Source organism: Nocardia transvalensis NBRC 15921, assembly GCF_000308875.1.
GTDB lineage: Bacteria > Actinomycetota > Actinomycetes > Mycobacteriales > Mycobacteriaceae > Nocardia > Nocardia transvalensis.
In genome coordinates this window covers 1-19950 of record NZ_BAGL01000053.1, presented here as the reverse complement: position 1 = coordinate 19950, position 19950 = coordinate 1, and the positions used below count along the sequence as shown (strand labels likewise).

The following is a 19950-nucleotide window of genomic DNA, read 5'->3' as shown; positions in this document are numbered from 1 at the left end:
CGCTCACGGCGCCGGATCCGTTCGGCCGCGGTGCCGGGCCGCCAGCACCAGCGCGTCGTCGGTGTCCTTGGCGTGGCTGCCCAGGATGTCGGCGGCGATGTCGGCGGTGGACTTGGCCAGGTCGATGCCGTCGACGTAGTCGTCGACGATGCCGTCGGTGACCATCAGCAGCAGTTCGCCCGGCCGCACGGAGACGGTCTGCGTCTGGAGATTCGGCGGCAGCAGGTAGCCGACGATGCCGCCGGTGAGCATCGCGGTCGCGCGCAGGACGGGTTTGCCGTGACCGGCCGTGACCACCCGCGACTCCACATTGCCGACCCCGAGCCAGTGCAGCTGGTTCTTGGAGCTGAACAGTGCCAGCGAGACCGCGGCGCCGCGGGTGTCGGCCATGGCGCGGTGGCACATCACCATCAGCACGTCGAGCGGTTCGGCGCGATTCTCCGACAGCACCTGGGCGGCGCGGTCCGCGGCCTCGCCCGCCGCCTTGCCGTGCCCCAGGCCGTCGAGCACCGCGAACAACACCGCGCCGCCGCCGGCGTCGAGCACTATCGACCGGTCACCGGAGATCTTCTGACCGGGCAGGGCTCGCCCGGCCACCGCCCATTCGACGGCGCCGATGAAACCGTCCTCATGCACCGGGGGGCACCCACTTCCACATCTCCACCAGCGTGCCCTGCCCGGGTGCGGACTCCACGTTCAGCCGGTCCATCAATCGCCGCGCGCCCGGCAGGCCCAGGCCGAGGCCGCGCCCGGTCGAGTAACCGTCTTGGAGGGCGCGGGTGATGTCCTTGATTCCCGGCCCGTTGTCCTGGGCGTGCACCACGAGCGCACGACGGCCTTCACGATCCTCCACCGTGACCCGGATCTCGCCGGTGCCCGCATAGCTGGTGATGTTGCGGGCCACCTCGGAGATGGCGGTGGAGATCATGGTGATGTCGGTGAGCGAGAAGCCGAGCTCGGTCGCCAGCTCTCGTCCTGCCTGCCGGGCGGTCACGATGTCATTGGACATCTTGACCGCGATCACCACGTTGTCGGCCGTCACGGTCACGAACCATCTCGCTGGTGGCGGGCGGAAAACTTTCTGTTGAGCCAGGCCAACCCTTCCTCGAGGTCGAGCGCGGTGTGCATGTCCTCGAACGTGAGGCCCAATTGCACCATGGCGAAGGCGACCTCGGGTTGCAGGCCGACGATCACGGTCTGGGCGCCGCGCAACTTGGTCATGTGCACGATCGTGCGCAGCGAGCGCGCGGCGAAGGAGTCCATCACATCGATGGCGGTGACGTCGACGATGATGCCCTTCGCGCGGTACTTGCTGACGTAGGCCATCAAATCGTCCTGCAGGCGCTCCGTATCGGCATCGGTCAGTGCGGACTGCACGGACGCGATGAGATAGGTGCCCTGCTTCAGAATGGGTACCGGCATGTGCGCGCCCCGGTCAGCGTCCGTCGCGATCGGTTACCCGGGAAACCTCGTAACCGAGTAGCCGCTCAGCTTCTTCGATACCGCCCTGCAGGTCACCGACGGCGGTGATCTTGGACAGATCCAGGCCGATGGTCACGAGGATCAGCGCGATCTCCGACGACAGGCCGGTGATGATCACGCTGGCGCCCATCAGGCCGGAGGCGTCGACGGTCTGCACCAGGTGGTTGGCGACCGTGGAGTCGATCGACGGCACACCGGTGATGTCGATGACGACCACCTTGGCGCGGTTGGCGCGGATGGCCCGCAGCAGTTGCTCGGTGAGCTGCCGGGCGCGCTGGCTGTCCAGCATGCCGATGATGGGAAGGATGAGCAGCTGCTCGCGGACCTGCAGCACGGGCGTGGAGAGTTCCCGGATGGCTTCCTGCTGCTGGCGAATGACGCGCTCGCGCTCCTGGACGAAGGAGATGCTCAGCGTGTTGGCGATGCGGTTGGCGGCCGGCTCGTAGGCGTCCAGCACCTTGCCCAGCAGTTCGAAGCTCGACTGGTACTTCTCGAAGAGGCTGCGCGCCAGCACATCTCGCAGCAGCAGCACGATCCCTACCACCTCGTCGGTCTCGACGCCTCGCGGTATGATGCGCTCGGACAGGTCGCGGGCGTAGGCCTGCAGGGCTTCGACACTACCGGTCTCGAGTACTTCCACGTAGCCGTCGTAGATCGAGGTCGCCTCGGAGAAGATCTCCTCCGGAGTCATCGCGGTCAGCAGTGCGGCATCGGTGATGCGGCGGGCCCACTCCTCCCGCAGCCCGGTGCGGTTCTGCCGCAGGTGTTCGACCAGCTGCGGGAGCAGATTCTCTGCCGGGCCGGACGGGAGCGAGTCCGGCGGCAGGCCGATGGACACGTCGGACATGGAAACTCCTGCCCCTTTCGAAGGGAAGGTCGGTTGCTCGTGTGGTGGGCTCGCGCACGGCTGCTCGTGGTTTGCCTTTTCGAGCCTAGTCTTTCCTGCTACCCGATGGGGCGCAAACCCAAACCCGGCCTCCCGTAATCCGGTTGGCCACGGCCTGCGGAAGGCAGCCCGTAAGCCGCGGATATCGAAGGTCACGGGTTCGCGCCGTCGGGCGGGCCGGGGGCGGCGGCGTGGTGTTGATCACCCAGTCTCCGATGGTGGGTCAGGAGCGTGTCGTAGATGTCGGCGAGGGCCACGAGCTGCTCGCGGTCGAGGACGTCGATCATATTGCGGCGCACGCTGTCGACGTGCGCGGGCGCGGCGGTGTCGAGAACATCGGCGCCCTTGGCGGTGAGGACGGCGGCCGTGCGCCGGGCGTCGTCGGGGATCGCCTCGCGCGCGACCAGGCCCCGCTTCTCCATCCGGGTGATCTGGTGCGACAGCCGGCTCTGCGACCACTCCAGCACGGCTGCCAGCTCGGCGAAGCTGCGCCGGTGGTCGGGGGAGTCGGCCAGGCGGGCCAGGACCGTGTACTCGACATAGGTGAGATTCGAGTTGCGCAGCGAATCGCGCCCGACGGCCGCGGCGATGAGGTCGCGCGTGAACACGAAGCCGAGCCACGCGCGCATCTCGAGATCATCGAGCCACCGGGGTTCGCTCACGATTCCTCTCCAGGTCCCTGATACGTCATGCTATTGCCTGCCCGCTCCGGGCCACCACTCAGACGACAGGTACACCCCGGATGTTGAAGGTGCAACCTATGTGACGGGTGTTGCATATTAGGTTTGCCTCAGATCATTCGTGGATCCGGTGCTGGCTAGAGTCGACTCGCTTGGATTCACCCGGCTGCCCGCGCCTGAGCGCTCCAGCCCCTCGTCGAGGAGTGTGCGAAACGTGTCCGCGCCTGACTTCCTGTACTCGGATCTCCTGCCGACCGGTGCGGACGACACCCCCTACCGGCTGCTCACCACCGAGGGCGTGCACACGTTCGAGGCGAACGGGCGGACCTTCCTGCAGGTCGAGCCCGAGGCGCTGCGGCTGCTGACCGCCGAGGCCATGCACGACATCAGCCACTACCTGCGCCCGGCGCACCTGGCGCAGCTGCGCCGGATCATCGACGATCCGGAGTCCTCGGGCAACGACCGGTTCGTGGCGCTGGACCTGCTGAAGAACGTCAACATCTCCGCGGGCGGCATCCTGCCGATGTGCCAGGACACCGGCACCGCGATCGTGATGGGCAAGAAGTCCGAGGGCGTGCTGACCGGAGCGGACGACGCGGAGTGGATCAGCCGGGGCGTCTACGACGCTTACACCAAGCTGAACCTGCGCTACTCGCAGCTGGCCCCGCTGACGATGTGGGACGAGAAGAACACCGGCTCCAACCTGCCGGCCCAGGTCGAGTTGTATTCCACCGCGGCCGATCCCGCGCATCCGGCGTACAAGTTCCTGTTCATGGCCAAGGGCGGCGGTTCGGCGAACAAGTCGTTCCTGTACCAGGAGACCAAGGCCATCCTGAACCCGGCGCGGATGCTGGAATTCCTGGACGAGAAGATCCGCTCGCTGGGCACCGCGGCCTGCCCGCCGTACCACCTGGCGGTCGTGATCGGCGGCACCAGTGCGGAATTCGCGCTCAAGACCGCGAAATACGCCTCGGCGCACTACCTCGACACCCTGCCGACCGAGGGATCCCCGTCCGCGCACGGCTTCCGGGATCTGGAGCTGGAGGACGAGGTCTTCAAGCTGACCCAGTCCTTCGGCATCGGCGCGCAGTTCGGCGGCAAGTACTTCTGCCACGACGTGCGGGTGATCCGGCTGCCGCGGCACGGCGCCAGCTGCCCGGTGGCGATCGCGGTGTCCTGTTCGGCGGACCGGCAGGCGCTGGCCAAGATCACCCCCGAGGGCGTGTTCCTGGAGCAGCTGGAACGCGAACCGGCGCAGTACCTTCCGGAGCAGACCGACGAGATCCTCGGCGGCGACGTCGTGCAGGTCGACCTGAACCGGCCGATGTCGGAGATCCGCGCAGAGCTGTCGAAGTATCCGGTGAAGACGCGGCTGTCGCTGACGGGCCCGCTGGTGGTGGCGCGCGACATCGCGCACGCGAAGATCAAGGAGCGCCTGGACGCGGGCGAGCCGATGCCGCAGTACCTGCGCGATATGGCGGTCTACTACGCCGGTCCGGCCAAGACGCCGGACGGGTACGCGTCCGGATCGTTCGGGCCCACGACGGCCGGGCGTATGGACTCCTACGTCGACCAGTTCCAGGCGGCGGGCGGCTCGTTCGTCATGCTGGCCAAGGGAAATCGCTCGGCGCAGGTCACGAAGGCGTGCAAGGAGCACGGCGGGTTCTACCTGGGGTCGATCGGCGGCCCGGCGGCCCGGCTGGCCCTGGACTGCATCAAATCCGTCGAGGTGCTGGAGTACCCCGAACTCGGCATGGAGGCGGTGTGGAAGATCGAGGTCGAGGACTTCCCGGCGTTCATCGTCGTGGACGACAAGGGCAACGACTTCTTCGCCGAGACCCAGAAGCCCATCGCCCTGCGGGTGCGTACCCGGTCCAAGGAACGGGTCTGACACCGGCGGTGGAACGGGGCCCGAGAAGCCTCAGAAGGCGATGCCGCCGCGAAGGCGGTTGTCCGGATCGGCTGATCGGTGGACGGCGCGCACGCGGGCGAGATTGCCCGCGTAGTAGCGGTCGGGCCGTTCGCCGGGCTCGACGTAGTTGACGTACGCGCCCGCGGAGGCCGGGCCGAGTGCCCGGTGGGCGTCGGCGATCCAGCGGCGGGCATCGCCGGGGTCGTCGGGCGACTCGACGATCCATTGCAGCGCGGCGGCGTGTGCGCGCCAGGGGAAGGCCGTGGCATCGGCGGGGATGTCGCGCACCGCGCCGTCGAGCGGATCGATGAGGACGTAACCGCTTGCGCCGCCGCGTGATCGGGCGGTCACGGTATCGACGATCGTGGCGGCGACGGCGGGGGAGAGCTGCGCGAGCACGTCCGATCCGGCGACCTTGCTCGACCGGGGCAGGCTGGCCCCGCCGCCGAGGCGGACGGCCGCGTCCAGCGGCGCGAACGAGCGGGTGTCCACCGACAGCGGCGCGGTCGCCGCGGTGGCCGCGATCTCGGTGGCCGCTCGGGCCCCCGCACCGGCGTCGCTCACGACCAGTACGGCGCAGCCGAGGCCGTCGGCGGTGGCGGAGATCTCGACATTGGCCCAGACCGCCCGGTCCGCGGCCGGCATCCACTGTGCCCAGCCGGTGAGGACCCGCGCCGCCGCCTCGCCCGGAAAGGTCAGGCGCACGACATCTTTCGCGGTGGCGGGGCACGTGCGCATCGTGAGCGAGGTGACGATGCCGGTGACGCCGCCCGCGCCGCGCAGCGCCCAGAACAGCCCCGGCAGCTCGTCGGCGGACGTCCGCGCGGTCGCCCCGGTGGGCAGCACCAGTTCCGCCGAGACCAGCCGGTCGCACGTCAGCCCGTACCGGCGGGAGTCGACGCCGAGGCCGCCGCCCAGGGCCAGACCCGCGAGGCCGACGTCGGGGCAGGTGCCGACCGGCAGCGCGTGACCGGAACCGTCCAGCGCGGACAGCACATCGAAGCTGGTCGCCCCCGTCCCCACGGTCACCAGGTCGCCGTCGACGGTCACCTCGCGCAGGTTCCGCACGTCCACGACGAGCGCGCCGTCGGTGGCGGAGGCTCCGACATAGGAGTGCCCGCCCGCGCGGGCGGCGATCGGCAGCCCGCGGTCGCGTGCGTAAACGATTGCGGCCGTGACGTCGTCGGCGGTGGCGGCTCGAATCACGCCCGCCGGCGCGCGATCGTCGAACTGCGGGTCGAACAATGCCTTCGCGGGGCCGAACGTGGTATCCCCGGGCAGGACCAGCGTGCCGCGCACCCGCTCGCGCAGCTCGTCCCACGCCGTCGCGGCGGGCTCCTGCGCACCGGCCACACCGGATCCGGCGACATTCGCGGCGGCCAGCGCACCGGCGCCGAGCAGGAACGAGCGGCGCGGTAGCGCGCCGGTGATGCCGTCCGATCCGTTCGCCCTGTCGGCCATCGATACCTGTCGCTTTCCGCTCGCTTCCGGCCACGATTCGCCTCGAATCGTAGTGCCGGGACCCGCGCGCGGCCCCGGTGACAACGCGGTACCCCCTCGTCAACGCTGGGAATCCGGCTGCCCCGGAGGAGGCCAATACTGTGTGCTCCCCGGATAATTCGAGAAGGAGAGAGAATGGATTTCCAGAGCATCCTGTCCATGGTGCTCAGTGCGGGCAGCAGCGTTCTCAGCCTCGGCAGCAGTGTGCTGAGGTAGCGCCACACGAGTTCCGGGCCGTCGTCACTCCAGGACGGCGGCCCGGGTGTGGCGCCGGCGCAGGGCCGCGGGGTAGTTGTCGCGGGCGCCGCTGTCGGTTCTCGCGGGGGAGCGGGTGGTGAGCGCGACCAGCGCGGTGGCGCCGAATGCCGCGGTGACGGATACCAGTACGTGCGCCGTCATCGGAAGTGACATGACACCCTCCTCGCCGTCGAGGCCTGGGGACCACTGACCACCCGTACGGTAGCTGGTCCGTCGCTGTCCGTGGTGCCGGACACGCGAATTCGTGTGAATGACCCGGTGGTGGGTGTGTAAGTCCGCAAGGCCGCGCATTTGCGCACCGATTGCGCGGGCCGATCTCCCCGCGTCGGTGAGATCGACCGGTACGCCGGTGGCATACGATCTGCGCATGTTGCAGGAGATAGCGGGAGCATCGCTGGCGCTGGGCGTCGCCGTCTGGGGTCCGGCGCTGACCGGGCCGGCCCACGCCACCACCGAATCCGCCGCCGGCACAGGCGGACTCGAACCGGCGCTCGCCGCCGCCTACTCCCTGGCCGAGCAGCAGGCGCACGCCGAGGGGGTGCCGCTGTCGATCACCTCGGGCTACCGCACGCCCGAGCAGCAGGAGGAACTGTGGCAGGACGGGCTGGCCACCTACGGCGGCCCGGACGAGGCGCGGCGCTGGGTGCTGCCGCCCGCGGAGTCCACCCACGTGCAGGGCAGGGCCGTCGACGTCGGCCCACGGGAGGGCGCCGGATGGCTGGAGGCCAACGGCAATCGCTGGGGACTGTGCCGGACCTTCGACAACGAATGGTGGCATTTCGAACTCGTCACCGCGCCCGGCGGGCAGTGCCCGCCACGGTCACCCTCCGCCGCCGAACGCTAGCGGGCCCCGACCGGACGCTCGACCGGCAGCTAATGTCCGGTTTTTCGCGAAATTGGTCGGACACGCCCATTTTCCTGTGCGTTACCGGTGTGGCGAACGCGGCGATGGACCATCCTGGTGAGCTGGCGGCGGTCCGGCAAACGACCGGTCGCCGGTAGTCGGTTCGAAGCGATGGAGGTTCGGTGACACGGCGGGTGCACGGCGCGGGATATTGGTCGGTACCGATCCCACGGCAGGCGAAGATCGCTGTGACGCAGGACTTCCCGTCGACCTGGCTGTTACTGGACCTGCCCACCGCACTGCTCGTGGCGGTCTTCGTCGGCACGGGCTGGCTCGGATACGCGCAGTCGAGCCCCGCCGAGATGAATTCCCCGGCGCGCACGGTCGTGGTTCCGGCCGAGACGATCGCCCCGGCGCCACCCGTCCGGTGATCCCCTCGACGGTCTAGGACCGAACCCGTCCTAGTTGTCGGGCAGGATGCGGATATGACCGATACGCCCGCCCGGCTGCTCCGCCTGCTCTCGCTGTTGCAGACCCCGCGCGACTGGCCGGGCAGCGAGCTGGCCGAGCGGCTCGGCGTCACCGACCGGACGGTCCGCCGCGATATCGATCGCCTGCGGGAACTCGGCTATCCGATCGACGCCACGCTCGGCGCGGCGGGCGGCTACCGGCTGGCCGCGGGTACGGCCATGCCGCCGCTGCTGCTCGACGACGAGGAGGCCGTCGCGGTGGCTGTCGGGCTGCGGGCGGCCGCGGGACAGGCGGTAGCGGGGATCGAGGACGCCTCGGTGCGCGCGCTGGCCAAGCTGGAACAGGTCCTCCCGGCCCGGCTGCGCCGCCGCGTCCGGGTGGTGAGCGGTGCGACGGCGGCGGCCGCGAACGGCGGTCCGCAGGCGGATCCGGAGGTCCTCGCCGCGCTGGCGGCCGCCGTCACCAACCGGGAGCGGGTGCGGTTCGCGTATCGCGACGCCGCCGGCGGCGAAACACGCCGTCACGCCGAACCTTTCGGGCTGGCGGTCCGGCGGGGGCGCTGGTACGTCGTGGCCTACGACCTCGACCGGGACGCCTGGCGCGGCTTCCGCGTGGACCGCGTCGAGCGAGTCCAGCCGACGGGAGCCCGCTGCGCCCCGCGCACCCTGCCCGCCGCCGACGCCGCCGCGTACCTCTCGGGCGACCGGACCGATTGGGGCACACCGGTATACCGCGTGGACGTCACGATCGACGCACCGGCGCACCGCGTCGCGGCCCGCCTCGGCGTCCCGGAGACGGCGCTCGAAGCCCTGGACGAGCATCGCTGCCGCCTGCGCGGCGACCGCGACGACGACCCGTACTGGCTTGCGGCCCAGCTGGTTTCGCTCGGCGCCCGATTCCGGGTACGCGAATCCCCGGAACTGGCCCGGCAACTGCGCGGCCTGCGGGATCTGGCCGACGCGGCCCTGCCGGACCGAGCATAGGGGCTGCCGCCCAGGTACGCGTGCCGGCCGGGTGCGCTGTGCGACGATAAGTCGATCGCGGAGGGCACGTACTCGAGCGGAACTCATGGCGCTGACGGGGAGTGAACGGACAATCGGCGACGCCGCGCGCGCCGAGGTCGTATCGGTTGTGCGGCAGGCGTGTTCGCAGGCCGGCCTCGACGCGGCGGAGGTGCGGCCGATGCGGTCGGCCGGTGCGCTGTTCCTGCGGCTCGCGGGCGAGGTGGTGGCGCGGGTGGATACTCCCGGGCGGACCGCCGCGGCCCGCAGGGCGCTCGCGGTGTCGCGCTGGCTCACGGAATCGGATATCGCCGCACCGCAGTGCCTTTCGGGCCTCGAACAGCCGATCCGGGTGCACGGACACGCGGTGACGTTCTGGCACGCCCTGCCCGCCCACCGCCGGGCGACCCCCGCCGAGGTGGGCGGGCTGCTCGCGCGGCTGCACCGGCTCCCGCCGCCGACCGCCGTCGATCTCGCCGCCCTGTCGCCGTTCTCGTCGGCGGAGAGCCGGGTTCGCGCGGCCGCGACGCTGGATCCCCGGGACCGCCGGTGGCTACGCGAGCACGTCGGCCGGCTGCGGTACCGGTGGACCGCGCTGCCGGAGGGCGAGCCGTGGGGCGTCGTCCACGGCGACGCGCGATCCGGCACGATCGCCGTCGGCGAGGACGGCCGGGTCCTACTGCGCGATATCGACCACGTCGCGATCGGCCCGCCGGAATGGGACGCGATCGGTACGGCGGTCGCGCTGACCTCCTTCGGCTGGATCACCGCCGACCAGTACGCCGGATTCTGCCGCAGCTTCGGCCGGGACGTGCTGCGCTGGGCGGGTTTCTACCTCCTGCGGGACATCCGCGAACTGCACATGACCCTCGCCGCGGCGGCGGCTGCCGTGCACGACCCCGCCTACCGCGACCACGCCGCCTACCGCGTCCGCTGCCTGCGCGGCGACGAGGGTCCGCGGCAGTGGCGCGCCTGGCGGCCGCTGGACCGGGTCCGGACGCGCTGACGCCGACGGTCAGGCGTCGAGGATCTTGCCGGGGTTCAGCAGGCCGAGGGGGTCCAGGGCCCGCTTGATCGCCGCCATCACCTCGACGGCCCCGCCGTGCTCCTCCCGCAGATACCGCTTCTTGGCCAGCCCGATGCCGTGCTCGCCCGAGGCGGTGCCGCCGACGGAGAGGGCGTGACGCACCACCTGATCCGAGAAGTCCCGCGCCGCCTCGTGGTTCGCCTCCGTGTACGGGACCACGGCGTGCACGTTGCCGTCCCCGATATGCCCGGCGACGCTGACGTCGAGGCCGAGTTCGGCGCCGAGCCGCGTCGCGGTGGCGACCGCCCCGGCGATCCGCGAATACGGCACCGCGGTGTCGGTCACCAGGAACCGCGAGCCCGGACTGCTCGCCTTGAGCGCGAAGAACAGCAGGTGGCGGTCCTCCCACAGGGCGTGCCGTTCGGTATGGGTGACAGCGCGCGCCGCCTCCTCCGCCCCGCGCTCCCGGCACACCCGCTGGATCTCCGCCTCGTCCGCCGCCGCGCCCGCCTCCGACGCGGACTCCAGATCGATGAACAGCGCGGGCGATTCGGGATAGCGGGTGTCACGAAAGGCGTTGATGGCGGCCATACTTCGCGCGTCGACGAGTTCCAGGCGGCTGACCGGCAGCGCCAGCCCGAGCATGGCCACGGCGGCGTCGACCGCGTCCTCGACCGTGGCGAACGAGATACGCAGCGACCGCAGCCATTCCGGGATCGGATGCAGCCGCACGGTCAGCTCGGTGATGATGCCGAGGGTGCCCGCCGACCCGATCAGCAGATCCCGCAGGTCGTAACCGCTGGACGACTTGCGCACCCCCCGCCCCAGCCGGGCCTGCGACCCGTCGGCGAAGACCGCTTGCAGGGCAAGGACATTGGCCCGCATCCCGCCGTAGCGCACGCTGGTGGTGCCGGAGGCGTTGGTCGCGGCCATCCCGCCCAGCGAGGCGTCGGCGCCCGGATCCACGGTGAATTGGAGCCCGTGCGCCGCCGCGGCGGCATTGAGCCGGGTGCGGGTGACGCCCGGCTGCACGGTCGCGGTGAAATCGCCGGGGGAGATGTCCACGATCGCGTCCGCCCGGGACAGGTCCAGCACCAGTTCGTCGCCGCGGGCCAGCAGATGCCCCTCGAGGCTGGTGCCCGCGCCGCGGGGGATGAGCGGCGTGCGGGTGTCGCGCGCCCAGGCGACCACGGCCAGGACGTCGTCGAGACCGGCCGCGTAGGCGACGCCCCGGGGACGGTGGCCGGGGCGGCCGGTCTCGTCGGCGACGAACTGGTCGAGCACCGCGGGGCGGGTGTCGACCTCGATCGGGGGATCGTGGAAGGTGGTCACCCGCGTTCCAGGATCGTGGTCACCAGCATCGTGTGGTCCTCCATCCGCCGGGTCACCGACCAGCCCAGGCCGGCGAACGCGCTCTCGTACTCCTGCTGCGTCCACAGCCGCACGCCCGTGATCGCATGGTAGATCTCGTAGGTGGGGGAGAACCAGGGCTGCTGCGTCCAGTGCGGCGCCTCGAGCAGATAGCCGTCGCCGACGACCAGCCGCCGCACGTTCGGGAACCAGTCCATCCAGCCGCGCAGCACCGCGGCGATCCCCGCGCCGTCGCTGGCCAGCTGGTGCAGCAGGAAGAACGACATGGCGGTGGTGACCGAGTCGCGGTCGACGGCGTCGAGCCAGGCCGGGGGCTGCGGCTCCGGCTGCACCGACCCGGCCAGCAGGGTGACGCGGTCGGCGATGCCGAGAGGCGCGAGTTCGGCGGTGGCCGCGGCGACGACGCCCGCCTCGATGTCCACGCCCACGAACCGCTCCCGCGGCGCCAGGCCCGCCAGCGCCTTGACCCGCCCGGCGTCGGCGCAGCCCAGATCGATCGTGCAGCCCGGATCGTCTTCCGCGAGAACGCGTCCGATGGTTTCGAAGATCTCCGGGCGGCGGCGCGCGATATCGGTGCAGCCGCGAGCCACCTCCCCGGGTTCGGTGGCGGCGGGGATGTAGGCGCGATGCGGGCTGCCGGACAGCTGCCGGAAGGTGGGTTCCCAGCCGCGCACGGCGACCCGGACGAAGCCGCGGTTCTTGCCGACGTCGTGACCGGTGTGGGTGAGCTGGTAGCGATGCCCGCGCCGGTGCAGGAAGCCGGCGCGGACCAGGCCGTCGGCGACGGTCTGCTGGATGCCGATGGCGGGTTCGATGGTGTCGCCCGCGAGCAGCGATGTCCACCAGCCCCAGTCGTCGGCGGCGACGATGAGCTGACCGGCGGTCTGGCCCTCGATGACGTCGCGGATGGTGAAGTCGCCGAGGGTCGGATGCGGGGAGACGAGGGGAGTCACTGTGGTCATGATCGATCTTCCTGGTGCGCGGCGACGGCGATCGCCTGGATTTCGATGAGCAGCCCGTCGATGGGCAGGGTGGTGACGAGGGTGGTCCGCGCCGGCGCGGCGGTGCGGAAATAGTCGGTGAAGGCGCTGTTCCAGGCCGGAAACCAGCGCCGGTCGGACAGGTAGCAGTCGAGTTTGAGCACCTGCTCGCGGGTGCTGCCCGCGGCTGCCAGTGCCCGGTCGAGCTGCCGGAACACCTCGGCGGCCTGATCGTCGAACGTGGTCGCCGAGACGGTCGTGGTGGCGGGATCGACAGCGGCGAGGCCGGAGGTGAACACCAGCCCCCCGCTGCTGCGTGCCAGCGGGAAGGATGTGGCGGTGCTCACGTCTCTGCCCGCACGATCCGCCGGTGGTCTATGTCGGCGACCGTCTGCGCGCCCGCGAGGATCATCAGCGTGCGCAACTCCTCGGTGAGCAGCTCCAGCACCCGGTCCACCCCGGCGGCCCCGGCAGCGGCCAGACCGTAGATGGCCGAGCGGCCGATGATCACCGCGTCCGCGCCCAGAGCGAGGGCGAGGAAGACGTCGCTGCCGGTGCGGACGCCGCTGTCGAACAGGATCGGCAGCGCGGGGCCCACGGCGGCGCGGACGGCGGGGAGCATGGCCAGGCTCGCGGGCGCCGGATCCACCTGGCGGCCACCGTGATTGGATACCACGATCGCCGCCGCGCCGAGGGCCGCCGCGCGTTCGGCCGCCGCGGGGGTGAGGACCCCCTTGGCGATCCACGGCAGCGAGAACTCGGTCGCCGCATCGGCCAGCTGGCCCCAATCCCACACCGTGCCACCGTGTTTGAGCAGCTGGCCGAAGACCTCGGCGACGCCGGGCGCGCCGTCCTCGCCGGTGAGGTTGCCCGCGAAGTACCGCAGGTCGGGATCGAACCGGTTGCCCATATTGCGGGTGCGGAATCCGCCCACCGGGCAGTCCACGGTGACGCACAGCGCCTCGAATCCGGCATGCCGCACCCGCTCGGCCACCGCGGCGGCGTGCGCGAAGGGATGCAGTTGCGCGATCCGGGCGGCGGCGGGTCCCGCGGCCCGGACCTGCTCGTAGGAGAAGCTGCCCGCCTCCGGCACGATCGACAGCGCGCCGCGCCGCTGGGCGGCCTGCGCGACCGCGAGGTGGCCGTCCGGATGGAACAGCGCGTCCCCGCCGAAAGGCGCTGTCAGCACGGGGGTTTCGAGCGGCATGCCGAGCAGTTCGGTGCGCGTGGACGGGACGCCGACGCCGCTCATCGGCTCGGGCAGGATGCGCCAGCGGTCGAACGCCTCGCGATTGGCGCGCAGCGTGATCTCCCGGCCCGCGCCGCCCTCGACGAAGTCCCGGACGTCGGCGGGCAGCGCCGCGGAGGCGGCGAGGTGGATCTCGTCGAGGGTGCCGAAGGCGACCCGGGTGGGGTAGAAACTGTCCAGCTGTGCGGTCATGCGGTCCCTCCGGTGGCGGCGATGTCGCGGCCGGCGACGGATCGGGTCCGGCCGTAGGTGAGGTAGAGGGCCGCCCCGGCCGCGCTCCAGATCAGGAAGCGCAGCCAGGTCAGTGCCTCGAAGGTGGTGGCCAGCCAGACGCATCCGGCGATGGCGGCGATCGGGACCAGCGGCATGAGCGGTACCCGGAACGGCCGCGGCCGGTCGGGGTCGGTGCGGCGCAACAGCATCACGCCGAGCGCGACCACGACGAAGGCGAACAGCGCGCCGATATTCACCAGTTCGGCCACGGTGTCGATGGGCAGCAGCCCGGCCACGACCGCCACGGCGGCGCCGAGAATCAGGCTCAGCCGCACGGGCACGCCCCGGGAACCGGTGCGGGACAGCGACTTCGGCACGAGGCCGTCGCGGCTCATGGCGAATACCAGGCGGGTCTGCCCGTAGAACAGCATGAGCAGGCCCTTGGTGAGCGCGATGACGGAGGCCACCAGAATGACCTTGCCGATCCAGCCCGCGCCGATGGCGGCCAGCGCCGTCGCGACGGGCGCGGCATTGTTCAATGTGGAATACGGCGCGACACCGGTCAATACGGCACTCACCGCCACGTAGAGCACGGTGGCCACGACGACGGAGCCGATGATTCCCCACGGCAGGTCCCGGCGCGGGTTACGGGTCTCCTCGGCGGAGGTCGCGACGATATCGAAACCGAGATACGCGAAGAATGCCAGGGCCGCGCCGGCCGCGATGCCGTTGACGCCGAACGGCGTGAAGGGCGTCCAATTCCCGGCGTCGAGATGGGGTGCGCCGACGGCGACGACCAGCACGAGAACGCCGATCGTCACGGCCACCAGAATTTTCACCACCGCGGCCGCCACCTTGACCTCGAAGACGAGGACCGCGACGAGTGCCGCGACGATGAGAACGGCGGGCAGATTGACGATTCCGCCGCTGCCCGGCCCGGCCGTGATCGCCACCGGAAGTGTCACGCCGAACAGCGAATTCAATGCCGCGCCGAATAATCCGGACCAGCCGATCGCCACCGCCGCGGCCGCCACCGCGTATTCGAGCAGCAGATTCCAGCCGACCAGAAAGGCCGGGACCTCGCCCATGGTCGCGTAGGTGTAGGTATAGGCGCTGCCGGAGACGGGAGTCATGGACGCCAGCTCGCTGTAACACAGCGCCACCAGTACACAGATGGCCCCGGCCAGCACGAACGACAGCACGATCGCCGGCCCCGCCTTGGTCGCGGCGGCGACGCCCGTGGTGACGAAGATGCCCGCGCCGACGATGGCGCCCACGCCCATCGCGATCAGATCGACGCGACCGAGACTTCGCACGAGCGTTCCGCCGGGATCCGCCGGAGCCGCGGCGTCCTGCCGCCGGAACAGGGTGGTCCGCCGCAATGCGGAACCGATCTCAGGTGGTGCTGCCATGATGGGAATCCATTCGCTGGGAATGTATTTCGAGTGGTACCCATTCAGTGAATCAACCGGATTTTGTGTGCGGATGAACGTGTGTAACGAAACCGTTTCCAGTTGGGTTGACGAAAAGCGAAGTGGCATAACGTATTCAGCGCATGCGAATATGCCCCGGGTGCCCTCGGGGCTCGAATTCCATGCGCTGTCTCCACTTTTGGATCCAGGCCTATTCACCTATTTCGCCCGCGCCACCACACGTCTGCCGCGCCTCGCGCCACCACGTGTCTGCGGCTACTCGCGTCGCCATGTGTCTGCGGCTACTCGTGTCGCCACGCGTCGGTCGCTACTCGCGTCACGCCATCGTTATTCGGCGCGCCTCACGCCCCGACCATTTTTCCGGCGCGCTTTTGGCCGGAATCTCCCGCTGGATTCCGGCCAAAAGCGTGCCGGAAAAATGATCGGTGGGACGGAAAAATCAGGTCGGTGGGACCGTGAAGTCAGGTCGGTGGGACGTGAGATCAGGTCGCGGGAACGCTGGTGGTCGGGGGAGTTGTCAAGCGATCGTGGACTTCTCGGGAATCGGAACCGACCCGCCGACCCGCGCCGTTGCGCGCCGGCGGACGAGGGTCGTGGCGGAAACCACCACGCCCAGTACGACGACGGCGGCGAGCACCGCGTCGCGCATGGACCCCGCGGTGGCGATCGCCCCGAAGGCGAGCGTCGCCACCGCGGCGCACAGATAGGCGACCGTCGCGTACCGCGACGCCGCGCGGGCATGACCGTCGGGCGGCGTGGCGGCGCTGACGATCCGCAGCCCGCTGCGATAGGCGATGCCCTGACCGCAGCCGGCCACCACACCCCCGCACAGCAGCAGCACGGCGCTGGGCAGCCACGACACCACCGCGGCCAGCGCCACACCGGCGATGATGGCCAGCTGCGCCCACACCGGTTCGGCGGGAAGGACATTCGGCGGCAGGACCCGCTGCGCCACCCACGCACTGACCAGATACAACGTCACCGGCAGCGCCAGCAGCGCGAGATTGCCCGTGCCGAGCAGCTCCGCGCCGTAACTGGGCAGCAGCGCGACCACCAGCCCCGCCGACACCCACGCCGCGATACCGCTGAGGTATCCGGCGAGCGGCGGCTCCGTCGCCGCCACCGCGGACCGGGCCCCGCCGGATGCCGGGACATGGTGCGGCGCGGCGCGATCGGCGAGTACGGTCACCGCGACCGCGGCCAGCAGCACCCCGTGCGCAAGGTACACCGTGACCCCGGGCGCGGGCAGATACTGTGCGACCACGGCGGCGGCCAGGGTGCCCACCGCCGATCCGAGCACGGTGGCGCTCGCCATGGCGGTGCGGCCCCCTTCGCCGCGCCGCTCCAGGATCAGCCCGGCCAACGAACCGGTCACCAGCCCCACCGACAGCCCCGCGCAGATCCGCGCCACACAGGCGAGCCACGCCGAATCCGCCGCGGCCATCGCCAGATCCGCCGCCACGCCGAGGGCCGACCCCGCCCCGATCCGCCACCACCAGCCCGCCCGCCCCGGCGGCGTGCCCAGCACCGACAGGGTGGGCGTCAAGGCCACCAGATACGCCGCGAAGATCACCGTGATGAGCAGCGGCGCCAGCGCCCAGGCATGCCGGTAGTACGGCATCATCCCGGTCGCGAGATTGGGTTGCGCCATGACCAGCACAAACAGCGCACCCGGAGCGACTACCCGCATCCTGCCCCCTAATTGAGGAGATCTTCTCGATTGAAGGATAGACAATTGAGAAGAAGTTCTCTACTCGAACGGGCACCCTCGCGCCCGTCACGGAACGGAGCTGTGCAGGATGGTGAGGTGCCCGTGAACACCCGCAGTGATGCCCAGCGCAGCCGCGTACTGCTGGTCGATGCGGTCCGCAGCCTGCTGCAGGACGGCCGCGTCGGCTTCTCGATCCCGGAGCTGGCCGCCGCGGCGGGCGTCGGTGTGGCCACGGCCTACCGGCATTTCCCGACGCCGCAGGACGCGATGCAGGCCTTCCACCGCCGGGCCCTCGAACAGCTGATCACGGCGCTCACCGCGGTGGACGCCGGTCCGGATCCCGTCTCGCGCTTCCATCGCTGCTGCCGCACCTGGGTCGAGCAGGCCATGCAGTGGGGACCGGGCGTGCGCTACGTCCGCAGCAGCAAGGGTTTCGTCGAACGTCTCGCGGACGGCGACGAGTCCATCACCGCCCTGCACGACATCCTGACCGACGTGCTGAATTCGCTGGCGCGCGAAGGCAAGTCGGCCGAGGACGATCTCAGCTACGCGGTGCTGCTCTGGATCACGATCTTCGACGAACGCGTCGTCTACGACCTCACCGAGCACCGCCGGTGGACACCCGGCGAGGTCACCGATCACCTCACCCGGGCGGTCGCGGGGGCGCTGGGCCTGGCGGTGTGACCCTCAGGAACTGAGTTCCAGCGCCTCGTCGAAGGTGATGCCGCCCTCCACGGTGTGCGGGGTGCGGCGGCGGTTCGGCGAGCCGAGCGCGGTGGTGAGGTCGGAGCCGTCGTGTTCGGCCAGCAGATCCTTGGAGTCCCACACCAGCAGCGTGGCGCTGACGGTGTTCTCCGCCGCCGAATGCGCCAGGTCGTAGTGGGCGCAGGCGGGGACGTGGTCGTAGGTGATCCACAGGTCGTAGCCGGTCATGAACAGGTCGAGGTCGAAATCGACCGACAGGCCGAGCAATTCGCTCTTGCCGTTGTCGTCGACGCCCGCGAACGCCTCGTCCAGCGCCAGCAGCCGGGGCGCCTGCGGATCGGCGGAATCCAGCATGACGTGCGCCGCGGCGAACAGCGGCAGATGCAGCGATACCGACTGCTCGCCGCCGGACAGCGCGCTGTGGCGGGCCACGGTGAGCCGGTCCTCGCTGCCGTCCGCGGTGATCAGCGTGAAGGAGAACACCCGCCAAGTGCGGTAATCCAGTGTGGTGGCGAGGATTTCGGGATAGGAGCGCTCCGGGTGCGCGGCGCGGGCGGTGCGGATCTCGGCGGCGAAGTGGGCGCGGATGGTGGCCAGATCCTCGGGGGCGAGATCGGAGGCGTCGCGGTCGAGCAGCTTGCAGACCGCCCGTGCGGAATCGGACAGGTTGTCGGCCAGCACCCAGTGCACGCCGATGGTGTTGCCCGAGGACATCCGGCGCTGCTTCATCTCGCTGCCCATCCGCGTGATGAGATCGCGGGCGTCGCTGGTGCGTTCGTGGATCTGCTGGGCCAGCCCGGTCAGCAGCGCGTCCTCCAGGATGCGGCGCTCGGCGTCGGTGAGCAGCAGTTCCTGGTCGGAGCGGGCGCCGGCGATGCGGTCGGCGAAGTCGGCCAGCGCGGCGGCGCCCTGATCGTCGTGTACCTGCACCACGGTGAGGCCGTCGGCCGCGTCCCATTGCAGCCGGTAGTCCTGGCGGGCGGCGGCCAGGGCGGCGTCGAACTCCTGGAGGGCGGCGGTCACCGCGCTGCGCGTCGACTTGCGCGCCGCCTCGCCCGCGCGCACCGACGACGTTGCCGCGGAGAGGTTCTCGAACAGCTCGTGCACCTCGTCGGGCAGTACTCGCACCGGTTCGGCGTCCTCGCCCGGGGTTTTCGGGCCGGTCGTCTCGATGCGGTAGAGCAGCTGTTCGGGGGTCGACCACGCGGCCTCGCTGCTGGGCCAGCGGCTACCCTCCGGCGCGCCGAGCAGGCTGAGCAGATCCGGGCGGGCATAGGGCGCAAGGTGTTTCACGTCGGCGAGCAGTTCGGTGAGGGCGGTGCCGAGCGAATCGTGCGCGGCGCGGTAGGCGCCCTCGGCGGTGCCGACACCCTCGATGGCGTCGGCGGCGGCCTTGCGGGCCGCCTTCTGCTCCGCGCGCGCGGCCTCGATGCGCTCGCGGGCCTGTTCGAGTTCGTGGTCGATGTCGGCGGCGCCCGCGCCCAGGGCCTCCCGCAGGGTCTCCAGCTTGCGCAGCTGTTCCTCGTATCCGGTGCGGGCGGCCTCGGCCTCCTCGGCGAAGGCCTCGGCCAGGTCGCGGGATTCGGCGAGGCGGTCGTCGGATTCGCGGGCGCGCTCGTGCTCGCGCTGGTGGTCGCCACGCAGCCGCAACAGGGCGGTGCCGGTGTTCTCGAAGTGCCGGATGGCGGCGGCCAGGGCGTCCAGTTCGGCGGGATCGCGCGGGGCCCGGTGCGCCGCGGCGACCGACCGGACCTTCTTGTCGGCGGCGGTGAACGCGGCCACGGCCTGATCCAGGTCGCGATCGGCCTGCGTCGCGCTCTCGGACCGGGAACGCAGCATGCCGGCCGCCTCGGACACCGCCCGCAGGGCCGTGGTGACGCCGCTGGTCCGGGGAAGCGCCTTGGCGGCGGCGGAGATCCCCGCCAGCTCCGCGGTCGCCGACTCCTCCTCCGCCCGCGCGGCCTGCCCGGCCTCCTCGGCGGCCTCGATCGCGGCGGCGATCTCGGCCAGCCGCAGTTCGCGGCGCCGAGCGCGAGCGGTAGCGCCGATGAACTCGGCGTGCGACTTGGTGTGACGGCCCAGCTGAACACCATGCCGATACCGCCCGTCCGCACCGACCGTCACGTGCGTCGCCCCGCCACCCGCGGTATCACTTCCTCCGCTGCCGCTGCCGCTGCCGCTGCCGCTGCCGCTGCCGCTGCCGCTGCCGCTGCCGCTGCCGCTGCCG

General features: G+C 70.8%; 20 protein-coding genes. 6 read left to right on the top strand and 14 right to left on the bottom strand.

Going from position 1 to position 19950, the window contains the following annotated elements; genetic code table 11:
* Positions 1-3 precede the first annotated feature (3 nt).
* The 5 genes from ON41_RS16530 to ON41_RS16510 all read right to left on the bottom strand — a co-directional run bounded on the left by ON41_RS16530 (position 4) and on the right by ON41_RS16510 (position 3030).
* Positions 4-636, bottom strand: coding sequence for a SpoIIE family protein phosphatase (locus ON41_RS16530; RefSeq protein WP_040748542.1), 633 nt, complete (start codon positions 634-636; stop codon positions 4-6).
* On the bottom strand, positions 629-1009 hold the full coding sequence (locus tag ON41_RS16525; RefSeq protein WP_040748565.1) for an ATP-binding protein: 381 nt from the start codon (positions 1007-1009) through the stop codon (positions 629-631). The genes ON41_RS16530 and ON41_RS16525 overlap by 8 nt, the downstream gene beginning before the upstream one ends.
* Before the next feature lie 35 nt (positions 1010-1044).
* Complete coding sequence (locus tag ON41_RS16520) at positions 1045-1422, bottom strand: STAS domain-containing protein (protein WP_040748541.1); 378 nt, start codon at positions 1420-1422, stop codon at positions 1045-1047.
* Between the two features lie 13 nt (positions 1423-1435).
* Entirely contained in the window at positions 1436-2329 is an 894-nt protein-coding gene (locus ON41_RS16515; protein ID WP_051161654.1) for an STAS domain-containing protein, read from the bottom strand.
* 191 nt (positions 2330-2520) lie between these two features.
* Positions 2521-3030 (bottom strand): MarR family winged helix-turn-helix transcriptional regulator, encoded by a 510-nt coding sequence (locus ON41_RS16510; protein ID WP_051161652.1) that lies wholly within the window; start codon positions 3028-3030, stop codon positions 2521-2523.
* Positions 3031-3262: 232 nt separating this feature from the next.
* On the opposite strand from ON41_RS16510, the gene ON41_RS16505 reads away from it, so the two are divergent.
* Positions 3263-4939 carry a fumarate hydratase gene (locus ON41_RS16505; RefSeq protein WP_051161650.1) on the top strand — a complete coding sequence of 559 codons (1677 nt, stop codon included), beginning with the start codon at positions 3263-3265 and terminating at the stop codon, positions 4937-4939.
* Positions 4940-4969: 30 nt separating this feature from the next.
* Here the strand turns inward: ON41_RS16505 and ON41_RS16500 are convergent, their stop codons facing one another.
* Together ON41_RS16500 and ON41_RS41615 are read right to left on the bottom strand one after the other, a co-directional pair.
* The gene (locus ON41_RS16500; protein WP_051161648.1) at positions 4970-6421 is read right to left on the bottom strand and encodes an FAD-binding oxidoreductase; all 1452 of its coding nucleotides are present in this window, start codon (positions 6419-6421) and stop codon (positions 4970-4972) included.
* 279 nt (positions 6422-6700) lie between these two features.
* Positions 6701-6871 (bottom strand): hypothetical protein, encoded by a 171-nt coding sequence (locus tag ON41_RS41615; protein WP_157185497.1) that lies wholly within the window; start codon positions 6869-6871, stop codon positions 6701-6703.
* 214 nt (positions 6872-7085) lie between these two features.
* Between ON41_RS41615 and ON41_RS16495 the strand changes: the two genes are divergently transcribed.
* The 4 genes from ON41_RS16495 to ON41_RS16480 all read left to right on the top strand — a co-directional run bounded on the left by ON41_RS16495 (position 7086) and on the right by ON41_RS16480 (position 10040).
* Positions 7086-7562 (top strand): M15 family metallopeptidase, encoded by a 477-nt coding sequence (locus ON41_RS16495; protein WP_051161666.1) that lies wholly within the window; start codon positions 7086-7088, stop codon positions 7560-7562.
* A gap of 182 nt (positions 7563-7744) precedes the next feature.
* The gene (locus ON41_RS16490; protein ID WP_157185496.1) at positions 7745-7993 is read left to right on the top strand and encodes a hypothetical protein; all 249 of its coding nucleotides are present in this window, start codon (positions 7745-7747) and stop codon (positions 7991-7993) included.
* Positions 7994-8047: 54 nt separating this feature from the next.
* Positions 8048-9016, top strand: a complete 969-nt coding sequence (locus ON41_RS16485; RefSeq protein ID WP_040748538.1) for a helix-turn-helix transcriptional regulator — start codon at positions 8048-8050, stop codon at positions 9014-9016.
* A gap of 85 nt (positions 9017-9101) precedes the next feature.
* Positions 9102-10040 carry a phosphotransferase family protein gene (locus ON41_RS16480; protein WP_051161646.1) on the top strand — a complete coding sequence of 313 codons (939 nt, stop codon included), beginning with the start codon at positions 9102-9104 and terminating at the stop codon, positions 10038-10040.
* 9 nt (positions 10041-10049) lie between these two features.
* On the opposite strand, the gene ON41_RS16475 is transcribed toward ON41_RS16480, so the two are convergent.
* The 6 genes from ON41_RS16475 to ON41_RS16450 form a co-directional block, all read right to left on the bottom strand.
* Positions 10050-11393 (bottom strand): FAD-binding oxidoreductase, encoded by a 1344-nt coding sequence (locus ON41_RS16475; RefSeq protein ID WP_040748537.1) that lies wholly within the window; start codon positions 11391-11393, stop codon positions 10050-10052.
* The gene (locus ON41_RS16470) at positions 11390-12394 is read right to left on the bottom strand and encodes a class I SAM-dependent methyltransferase (RefSeq protein ID WP_040748536.1); all 1005 of its coding nucleotides are present in this window, start codon (positions 12392-12394) and stop codon (positions 11390-11392) included. Before ON41_RS16470 ends, ON41_RS16475 begins: the two co-directional genes overlap by 4 nt.
* On the bottom strand, positions 12391-12759 hold the full coding sequence (locus ON41_RS16465) for a RidA family protein (protein WP_040748535.1): 369 nt from the start codon (positions 12757-12759) through the stop codon (positions 12391-12393). Before ON41_RS16465 ends, ON41_RS16470 begins: the two co-directional genes overlap by 4 nt.
* Positions 12756-13853 (bottom strand): alpha-hydroxy acid oxidase, encoded by a 1098-nt coding sequence (locus ON41_RS16460; protein WP_040748534.1) that lies wholly within the window; start codon positions 13851-13853, stop codon positions 12756-12758. Before ON41_RS16460 ends, ON41_RS16465 begins: the two co-directional genes overlap by 4 nt.
* Positions 13850-15286 carry an amino acid permease gene (locus tag ON41_RS16455; protein WP_040748533.1) on the bottom strand — a complete coding sequence of 479 codons (1437 nt, stop codon included), beginning with the start codon at positions 15284-15286 and terminating at the stop codon, positions 13850-13852. Before ON41_RS16455 ends, ON41_RS16460 begins: the two co-directional genes overlap by 4 nt.
* Before the next feature lie 538 nt (positions 15287-15824).
* Positions 15825-16997 (bottom strand): MFS transporter, encoded by a 1173-nt coding sequence (locus tag ON41_RS16450; protein WP_040748532.1) that lies wholly within the window; start codon positions 16995-16997, stop codon positions 15825-15827.
* Positions 16998-17120: 123 nt separating this feature from the next.
* Here ON41_RS16450 and ON41_RS16445 point away from each other — a divergent pair, with 123 nt between their 5' ends.
* Positions 17121-17702 carry a TetR/AcrR family transcriptional regulator gene (locus tag ON41_RS16445; protein WP_157185495.1) on the top strand — a complete coding sequence of 194 codons (582 nt, stop codon included), beginning with the start codon at positions 17121-17123 and terminating at the stop codon, positions 17700-17702.
* A gap of 3 nt (positions 17703-17705) precedes the next feature.
* On the opposite strand, the gene ON41_RS16440 is transcribed toward ON41_RS16445, so the two are convergent.
* A partial coding sequence (locus ON41_RS16440; RefSeq protein ID WP_276325738.1) for an SbcC/MukB-like Walker B domain-containing protein occupies positions 17706-19950 on the bottom strand: 2245 nt, incomplete at its 5' end.